The sequence below is a fragment of the Actinophytocola xinjiangensis genome (assembly GCF_001921215.1).
Taxonomy (GTDB): Bacteria; Actinomycetota; Actinomycetes; order Mycobacteriales; family Pseudonocardiaceae; genus Actinophytocola; species Actinophytocola xinjiangensis.
In genome coordinates this window covers 58146-66380 of sequence record NZ_MSIF01000036.1, presented here as the reverse complement: position 1 = coordinate 66380, position 8235 = coordinate 58146, and the positions used below count along the sequence as shown (strand labels likewise).

7 protein-coding genes are annotated in these 8235 nt (G+C 71.3%); 2 read left to right on the top strand and 5 right to left on the bottom strand.

Annotation, left to right across the window (positions count from 1 at the left end):
- A partial coding sequence (locus BLA60_RS38835; protein WP_075138087.1) for a nitrate- and nitrite sensing domain-containing protein occupies nucleotides 1-3301 on the bottom strand: 3301 nt, incomplete at its 3' end.
- A 708-nt stretch (nucleotides 3302-4009) separates the two neighbouring features.
- Here BLA60_RS38835 and BLA60_RS38830 point away from each other — a divergent pair.
- Together BLA60_RS38830 and BLA60_RS38825 are read left to right on the top strand one after the other, a co-directional pair.
- Nucleotides 4010-4426 carry a DUF485 domain-containing protein gene (locus tag BLA60_RS38830; protein WP_084736025.1) on the top strand — a complete coding sequence of 139 codons (417 nt, stop codon included), beginning with the start codon at nucleotides 4010-4012 and terminating at the stop codon, nucleotides 4424-4426.
- Complete coding sequence (locus BLA60_RS38825; RefSeq protein WP_075138086.1) at nucleotides 4423-5994, top strand: solute symporter family protein; 1572 nt, start codon at nucleotides 4423-4425, stop codon at nucleotides 5992-5994. The genes BLA60_RS38830 and BLA60_RS38825 overlap by 4 nt, the downstream gene beginning before the upstream one ends.
- A 6-nt stretch (nucleotides 5995-6000) precedes the next feature.
- Here the strand turns inward: BLA60_RS38825 and BLA60_RS38820 are convergent, their stop codons facing one another.
- The 4 genes from BLA60_RS38820 to BLA60_RS38805 are packed head-to-tail and all read right to left on the bottom strand — an operon-like array spanning nucleotide 6001 to nucleotide 8132.
- Nucleotides 6001-6375: a DUF3817 domain-containing protein gene (locus tag BLA60_RS38820; protein ID WP_075138085.1), complete on the bottom strand. Its 375-nt coding sequence runs from the start codon at nucleotides 6373-6375 to the stop codon at nucleotides 6001-6003.
- Complete coding sequence (locus BLA60_RS38815; protein WP_075138084.1) at nucleotides 6372-6755, bottom strand: hypothetical protein; 384 nt, start codon at nucleotides 6753-6755, stop codon at nucleotides 6372-6374. Before BLA60_RS38815 ends, BLA60_RS38820 begins: the two co-directional genes overlap by 4 nt.
- Before the next feature lie 22 nt (nucleotides 6756-6777).
- Complete coding sequence (locus BLA60_RS38810) at nucleotides 6778-7602, bottom strand: lytic transglycosylase domain-containing protein (RefSeq protein ID WP_154814900.1); 825 nt, start codon at nucleotides 7600-7602, stop codon at nucleotides 6778-6780.
- 38 nt (nucleotides 7603-7640) lie between these two features.
- A complete protein-coding gene (locus tag BLA60_RS38805; protein ID WP_075138083.1) occupies nucleotides 7641-8132 on the bottom strand; it encodes a transcriptional regulator in 492 nt (163 codons plus the stop codon).
- Nucleotides 8133-8235 lie beyond the last annotated feature (103 nt).

Genomic DNA, 8235 nt, shown 5'->3' with positions numbered 1-8235 from the left:
CGCCGGCCGGCGGCGGGTGCTCGCCGGCGCCTCGACCGCCGGGCGAGAAGAACAGTCCGTCCGCCGGCGAGACGTGTCCGCCGGCGGGGGTGAACGGGGTGTGCGGGCGGGTCACGTCCGGGCGGTTGCGACCGCCGCGACCCGGGGAGCGCCGGGGAAGCGCGGCGCGTTCCCCGTCGGGGCGGGTGGGGTCGGCGCCGGGCGCGGTCCGGCGGGCGTTCGCGGGGGTGGCGTTGCGGTGGGGGTTCCCGTGCCCCGGACGGTCGGCGACACCGTTGCGGGTGGCGGGATTCCGGTTCCCGGCTCCGGTGGCGCCACCGTTCCCGGCTCCGTTCCCGGCTCCGTTCCCGGCTCCCATGGCGCTGCCGTTCCCGGCTCCCGTGGCGCCGCCGTACCCGGCTCCGTTCCCGGCTCCGGTGGCGCCACCGTTTCCGTTGCGCTCGGCCGCGCCGGCGCGGGTGGCCGGGCCGGGTCCGTCGGCGCCGTTGCGGGCCGGACCGTCCCAGGTGGATCCGGTGGCGGCCCGGGGCACCCCGTCGTGGGTGTTTCCGTTGTTCCTGACCGGAAGTCGGGTGCCCGGACGGGTGCCGTTGACCCGGCCGTCGTCGGGGGCGGCGTTCGGCTCGTCGGTCTCCGGCCACTCGTCGGTGACGTCCGGACCGTCGGAGGTGGTGGCCGGGAGGGCGGGGGTGTGGTCGTCGGTCCGGGTGGCCGGCGGTCGGACCGGGCCGGCGGTCGGGTCGGGTACCGGGTCCGGTCCGTCGCCGACGGGACGCCGGACGGCGGAGCGGCGGCGGCGGGTTCCGTTCCCCCCCACGCCGTTCTCCCCCACGCCGGTGGACGTCGGCTCGGGGGTGGGCGGGAGGTCGGTGAGGACCGGGAGGTTGACGGTGGGCGACAGGTCCGGGTCCTGACTGCCGTCGCCGTCCGGGGCGCCACCGGCGGGCCCGTTGCCAGAAGCGCCGTTGCTGGCGGAACCGTTGCCGGAGTCGTGGTTGCCGGAGCCGTTGACCGGGCGGGAACGGCGCCGGGGCAGCTTGCCACCGTTGGTCGTGCCCTGTGCCCCGTTCGTCCCACCGCGATGCCCACCGTTGGTGGACCGGTGCAGGCCGCCGTTGGTCGAACCGGAGGCCCGGCGACCGGCCGAACCCGGTGCACCTCCGTTGCTGCCGCCGTTGGTGCCGCCGTTGGTGCCGCCGTTGGTGCCGCCGTTGGTACCGCTGTGCGACCCACCGTTCGAACCGTTGACCGCCGTGCCGTGGCCGTTGACCGACGGCGAGAACGGGACCAGGCCACCGGAGGGCAACGCGGCCGGCAACGCGGCGGGCGTCGCCGGTGCCGAACGAGGTGTTTCCGAGGCCTGGGCGATGAGTTCCGCCGGAACCGTCACCATCGCCCGGACCCCGGTGGCGTCCGGACCCCCGTTGAGGCGCACCTCGATCCCGTGCCGCCCGGCGAGCCGGCCGATCACGAACAGGCCCATCCGCCGAGAGGTCGACACGTCGATCGACGTGGTGTCGGCCAGCTTCCCGTTGGCCTCGTCCAGCTCCTCCTGGTTCATCCCGATGCCCTCGTCGTGCACCGAGACGCCCACCGAGCCGTCGTCGAAGGAGTGGCTGGCGATCGTGACGTTCGTGTCCGGTGCGGAGAACGACGTCGCGTTGTCCAGCAGCTCGGCGGTCAGGCGCACCAGGTCACCCACGGCGTAGCCGACGACCAGCGCGTCCGGCGGCGGCAGCATCACCACCCGCTGGTACTGCTCGATCTCCGAGACCGCCGCGCGCAGCAGGTCGGCCAGCGTCGCCGGGCGCTGGTTGCGCCGGCTGACGTCGCTGCCCGAGAGCACCATCAGGTTCTCGTTGTTGCGGCGCATGCGGGTCGCCAGGTGGTCGAGCTGGAACAGCGTCGCCAGCTGGTCGGCGTCCTCCTCGTCGCGCTCCAGCCGTTCCAGCAGGTGCAGCTGGCGCTGGACGAGCCCCTGGCTGCGCCGCGACAGGTTGACGAACACGCTGGAGTAGCGCGCCCGCAGGCCGGCCTGCTCGGTCGCCAGCCGCAGGGCCTGGGACTGCACGGCGTCGAACGCCCGCGCCACCTGGCCGACCTCGTCCATCGAGGTGACCGGGACCGGTTCGAGCTCGATGGCGGCACCGTCGCCGCCGTGCTCGCGGATCAGCGCGACCGCCTCCGGCAGGCGCTGCTCGGCGACCTCCAGGGCGCTGCGGCGCAGCACGCCGAGCGAGCTGACCAGGTGGCGGCCGACGACGATCATCACGGCGATGGCGACCACCAGGGCGACCAGCAGGATCACCGAGGCGAGCCCGGCGCCGTCGCTGGCCTCGTCCTGCAGGGCCGTCGACCGTTCGCGCACCTTCTGGCCGAGCTGGTCGGCGACCGCGGTGATGCCGCGCTGCGCCGCGTCGGAGGAGGCGTACCAGTCGACGACGGTGGTGGGGATCCCCGCGCCGGGCTGGCTGGCGGCGACCGCGCCGGCGAGATTGGTACGTCCGGCGGAGACCGGCTCGGTGATGGCCCGGTCGAAGTCCTTGGTGTACTGGGCGTCGGCGACCGCGCGGAAGCTGGCGACCGAGTCCTCGAAGCTGGCCAGCGACGAGCGCAGCGACTCCAGGTCCGGGCCGACGAGCCCGCCGCGCACGATGCCGACGCCGACCAGGGCGTGCTGGAACTGGACCTGCTCGGCGATCGTCTCCAGCTCGTGCTGGGCGGCCGAGGTGGACACCAGGTGGGGGTCGATCATCTCGGCGGCCAGCGCGCGGTCGAACCTCAGCAGCGCCTCGATGACGCTGGTGTAGCGGCTGAGCACGGTGGACGCGTCGATCAGCGAGCCGCTGACCTGTTCGCGCAGGCCACGCAGTTCGCCGAGCCAGGCCTCCACGTCGCGGTAGCGGTCGGCGGTGACGTCCTCGCCGAAGCGGACGCGGTCGGCGGCGCGGGTGAACTCGTCGAGCGCGCCGTCCACCGCGCGACGCTCGTCGCTCAGCTCGGTCGCCATCTCGGTGAAGCGTTCGGCCAGCAGCATGGCGCTGGCGGTGCGTTCCCGCTGCAACGCCGTGACCAGCGTGCGCAGTTCCTCGTTGGCCAGGACCAACCGGTCGACCTGCCGGTAGGAACTCGCGCGGTCGACCTGGTCGGCGATCTGCATCGCGCCGAGCACGATCGCGAAGATCACCGGTACCAGGGTGACCGCCGCGAGCTTGACCGGCAGGTTCCAGTCGCGCCAGTTGGCGAGCACGCTGCCCAGGTTCGCCAGGCGCGAGTCGGTCCGGGTCGGGTTGTCCTTCAAGACGACGCCTCATTTCATTTCAGAATGAGGAAGGGTGTACTCGAAAAAGAGCGCAGCAAATACCGACGCCACCCGACGGGCGGACAGAGTGCGCGCACTAATTCGACGGCAGCGCTCGCTCCTTCCTTACGAGACACGGCCGCCACGGGATGCCCCGACGTACCGAATCACAGCGAGAACCGAGTAATGATCGTACATCAATCACCCACCCTGGAAAGTGCCTCAACGCAAGCGGGTTGACCTGCGACAACGGGTGGCCCGGGGATCAAATTAGGGCGCCCTGACCCGATCTTCCCGATAAATGATCTTGCTGGTTCTACTTTGAGTTTCAAGCCGGACGACTTGATACCCCGAAAGGGTCATCATGCGGCGAGTCCACAGCGGACCCACCCGGCCACGACCCGACCAACAACCAGAATCGTCGTCTGACCTGGTCAAACCGGGTCGCACAGATCGCCACACCTGATCATCGAACCGACCACCGGCCACGATCGGCGCGCCCCGACCGGCCGCCCACAGCGGATACGACACACCGTTACCCGGCAATTCACCGCTACGTGTGAAGGCCGTGGTCCCCCACTCACCCGACCCCCGGACCGCCGTTACTCCGGAGGTTTGACGCGGCCCCGGCGGGCTGACGTATAGTCCGCGCGCCGTCTCCACATCGGAATTGGGAACTCTCACCCGTCCTCACCGGAGGAAACACACATGACTCAGGTGGTTCAGCCGCCGATCGCGTCCCGGTCAACGACTCCCGGAAACGACTTCGGTGGAATCACCCGGCAGCCGGCGCACGGATCGGGCGGACCGCCGAACCGGCACGGCGCGCCCGATTTCGTGGCCATCCAGGAAAGCGCCGAGTTCGCCGCACTGCGTCGCCGTTTCCGTTTGTTCGTGTTTCCGGTGAGTGCGCTGTTCTTCCTGTGGTACCTGACCTACGTCCTGCTCGCCGCGTTCGCCCGCGATTTCATGAGCCACCAGCTGTTCGGCTCGATCAACGTCGGCCTCGCGCTGGGCGTGCTGCAGTTCGTCACCACCGTGGCGATCACGTTCGGTTACGTGCGCTACGCGCGACGCCGGCTCGACCCGAGCGCCGCCGCGATCCGGGCGGAGGCCGGCCGGTGAGCGAGGGCCTGGGCAGCCCGGTCCTCAACATCACCGTGTTCGCCGGCTTCATCGCGATCACGCTGTTCGTCGTGTACCGGGTCAGTCACCGCAACACCACCACCTCCGACTACTACGCCGCCGGCAGCGCGTTCACCGGCTCGCAGAACGGCGTCGCCATCACCGGCGACTACCTGTCGGCCGCCTCGTTCCTCGGCATCGCCGGCGCCATCGCCGTCCACGGCTACGACGGGTTCCTCTACTCCATCGGCTTCCTGGTCGCCTGGCTGGTGGCGTTGCTGCTGGTCGCGGAGCTGGTGCGCAACACCGGCCGGTTCACCATGGGCGACGTGCTCGCCTACCGGATGCGCCAACGCCCGGTCCGCGCGGCCGCGGCCACCTCGACGCTGGTCATCTCGTTCTTCTACATGCTCGCCCAGATGGCCGGGGCCGGCGGGCTGATCGCGTTGCTGCTCAACGTGCACGACAAGGCCGGGCAGGCCGTCGTGATCTGCGTCGTCGGCCTGATCATGATCTTCTACGTGCTGGTCGGCGGCATGAAGGGCACCACCTGGGTGCAGATCATCAAGGCCACCATGCTCGTGCTGTGCGTGGTCCTGATGACCGTGTTCCTGCTCGGCAAGTTCGGCTTCAGCATCACCGCGCTGCTCGACGACGCCGCCGCCAACAACGCCAACGGCCGGCAGATCCTCGAACCCGGCGCCCAGTACTCGACGGCCATCAGCAAGCTCGACTTCATCTCGCTGTCGCTGGCCCTGATCCTGGGCGCCGCCGGCCTGCCGCACGTGCTGATGCGCTTCTACACCGTGCCCAACGCCAACCAGGCGCGCCGCTCGGTGGTCTGGGCGGTCGGCATGATGGCCGTGTTCTACCTGGCCACGCTGGTGATCGGCTACGGCGCGTCCGCGCTGGTCGGCTCGGACAAGATCCTGGCCTCCACCGGCAAGGAGAACTCCGCCGCGCCGCTGCTGGCCTTCGAGATCGGCGGCACGTTCCTGCTGGGCATCGTCTCGGCGGTGGCCTTCGCCACCATCCTCGCCGTGGTCGCCGGCCTCACGATCACCGCGTCGGCGTCGTTCGCCCACGACGTGTACGCCAACATCTTCCGCCGGGGCCGTGCCGACCCGGCGTCGGAGGTCCGGGTCGCGCGGCTGACGGCGGTGGTCGTCGGCATCCTGGCGATCGTCGGCGGCATCCTCGCCAACGGGCAGAACGTGGCGTTCCTGGTGTCGCTGGCGTTCGCGTTCGCCGCCTCGGCGAACCTCTCGACGCTGCTGTACTCGCTGTTCTGGCGCCGGTTCAACACCCGGGGCACGCTGTGGGGCATGTACGGCGGGCTCGGCTCGTGCCTGCTGCTGGTGATGGTCTCGCCGGTCGTGTCCGGCGCGCCGACCTCGATCTTCCCCGGCGCGGACTTCCAGCTGTTCCCGCTGAGCAACCCCGGGCTGGTGTCGATCCCGATCTCGTTCCTCGCCGGCTTCCTCGGCACGGTGCTCAGCCGCGAGCGGACCGACCGGGTCAAGCAGGCGGAGATGGAGGTCCGCTCGCTGACCGGTCTCGGCGCCTGAGTCGTCCTACAGCGCGGTCCCCGCGCCGACCTTGCGCACGACCCGCCGCTCGGCGACGAACGAGACGAACGGCACCATCCCGGCGAGCATCACCAGCACGGTCCCCTTCATCGACCAGCCGGCCTTGATCGCCAGGTCGACCGTGGCGACCAGGTAGACCACGTACAGGAAGCCGTGCGCCGGGCCGATGATCGCCATGGAGCCGTCGCTGTCGAACACGTACTTGAGCAGCATCGACGCGCACAGCGCCAGCAGGCCGACACCGACGATGTAGGCCATGACCCGGTAGCGGGCCAGCGCGCTGGGCACCACGTCGGCCGCGCCGGACTCCTCGGCGGCGGTCGGGTTCTCGTCGGTGACCGAGGGCTCGGGTGAGGTCATCGGGACTCCTGCTGATCGGCTGTCTGGTTGAGCTGGGCCAGGTAGCGGTTGTACTCGGCCAGCTCCGGGTCGTCGTCGTGGTGGCCGGCGGGCACGGGCCGCCGGGTGGGCTCCCACGCCTCGATCTCCGGTTCGGGCACCCGCGCGGTGGGCTTGGCCGGTGCCGGTGTGGGGGCCCGCAGCTTGCTCAACCGCCAGAACATGAACGCCGGGAACAGCCCGAACAGCGGCCACTGCAGGACGTAGCCGAGGTTCTGCCAGTTCCCGGTGGCCGACTCGAACCGCGCCCACTGCCACCACGCCAACCCGACGCAGCCGGCCAGTGACAGCACACACACGGCCACGATGCCCAGCCGGCGAGCCAGCAGTCCGCCCTTCACGGGGTCGACGCTAACACCACCCTCAGCGCGCGGTTCGTCCGTATCCGTCCGCCAGGCCGAAGACCTTCTGGCCGTAGGTCACCGAGTTGTTGTACGACAGGACAGCCGCCCACCAGTCGGCGGGAATCGCCAGGTCACGGCCGTTGGCACACAGGTAGCGGCCGGCGGCGAGGGCGGCGTCGTCGATCTGGTGCGGGTCGCCGACACCGTCCAGATCGGCGTCGGCGGCCCACCGGCTCCAGGTCGACGGGATGAACTGCATCGGCCCGACCGCCCGGTCGACGTCCGGGTCACCGTCGAACCGCCCGCCGTCGGTGTCGCCGATCGCCCGCACCCCCGGCGACCCGTCCAGCGGCACCCCGATGATCGGCCGCGACGGCCGGCCGTCCTCGCCCAGGGTGGCGCCGCCGTAGCGTCCGTGGTCGGACTCGACGCGGCCGATCGCGGCCAGCGTCGTCCAGGACAGGTGGCAGCCGGGGTTCTCGGTGCGCAGCGCGAGTTCGGCGTTGCCGTAGGCCATCAGCGCCCTGGCCGGGACCTCGGCCGGCACGGCCAGCCGTTGCGCCCAGGTGCGCAGCGGGTCCGGCCCGGCGGCCGCCCTGGGCTGGGGCTGGGCGGCGGCGTCGACGGCGGCATCGACCGGGGTGAGCGAGCCAGGGCGCACGTCGGCGACCGGGATACCGCCGGTGAGGTCCGCGTGGACGCTGGCGCGGGCCGGGTCCGGCGCGGTGGCGATCCGGACGAGCAGCACGCCGCCGGCACCGAGGGCCAGGATGAGCAGGACGACGCCGAGACGGAGCAGGACACCCAGCCGGGGCCGGTCGTCGTCCGTCTCAGGTTCGATCACACCCGCTCAACGAGACATCACCGGTCCCGTTACGCCGCTCAGGCGGAGCGGCGCTCGTTCTGCCGCTGAAGGCGGGCGACGCACCAGGCGGGGGCGCTGCCCTTGCGCAGGTGCTGGAGCACGGTCAGCGGCCCGAGCCGTCGGCCGAGGTCGGACGGGGCGAGGCCGGCCGCGCGGTAGTCGAGGGCGCGCTGGTCGAGCGGGCTGATGCCCGCGTCCCACCACTCCTTGGCCTCGGCGAGGCCGCCGACCATCTGCCACCAGCCGGCGGCGGAGGAGATCAGCTCGGCGGGGACCTCCGGGAGGCGTTCGCGCATGGCCTCGAAGAAGCGCGGGTCGGTGGCCTCCACGGTCGCCCACGGGCCGTTGCCACCGCGGGAACGCTGCCCGGGGATCCCGGTCCGGGGCTGGACGGGCACGTCCGCCAGCCACTCCGACGCGATGCGGTTGATCTCGTCCGACTCGGCGGCCTTGGAGTGATCCTCTGTCCACTGCCGTACCAGGTCATCCACACCGGGATCGTCGAGCATCCTGCCTCCTCGAGAGAACTGCGGACCAGCCCGCGAAAGTCGATGCGGGAACCGTAAAGGCCGGCACCGACAGTCCGCCAGACCTGATCTCGAGGAAAGCGTG

Coding starts and splice junctions, on each gene's coding strand:
- BLA60_RS38820 (WP_075138085.1), bottom strand. CDS start 6,375: ATGACCTCACCCGAGCCCTCGGTCACCGACGAGAACCCGACCGCCGCC.
- BLA60_RS38830 (WP_084736025.1), top strand. CDS start 4,010: ATGACTCAGGTGGTTCAGCCGCCGATCGCGTCCCGGTCAACGACTCCC.
- BLA60_RS38805 (WP_075138083.1), bottom strand. CDS start 8,132: ATGCTCGACGATCCCGGTGTGGATGACCTGGTACGGCAGTGGACAGAG.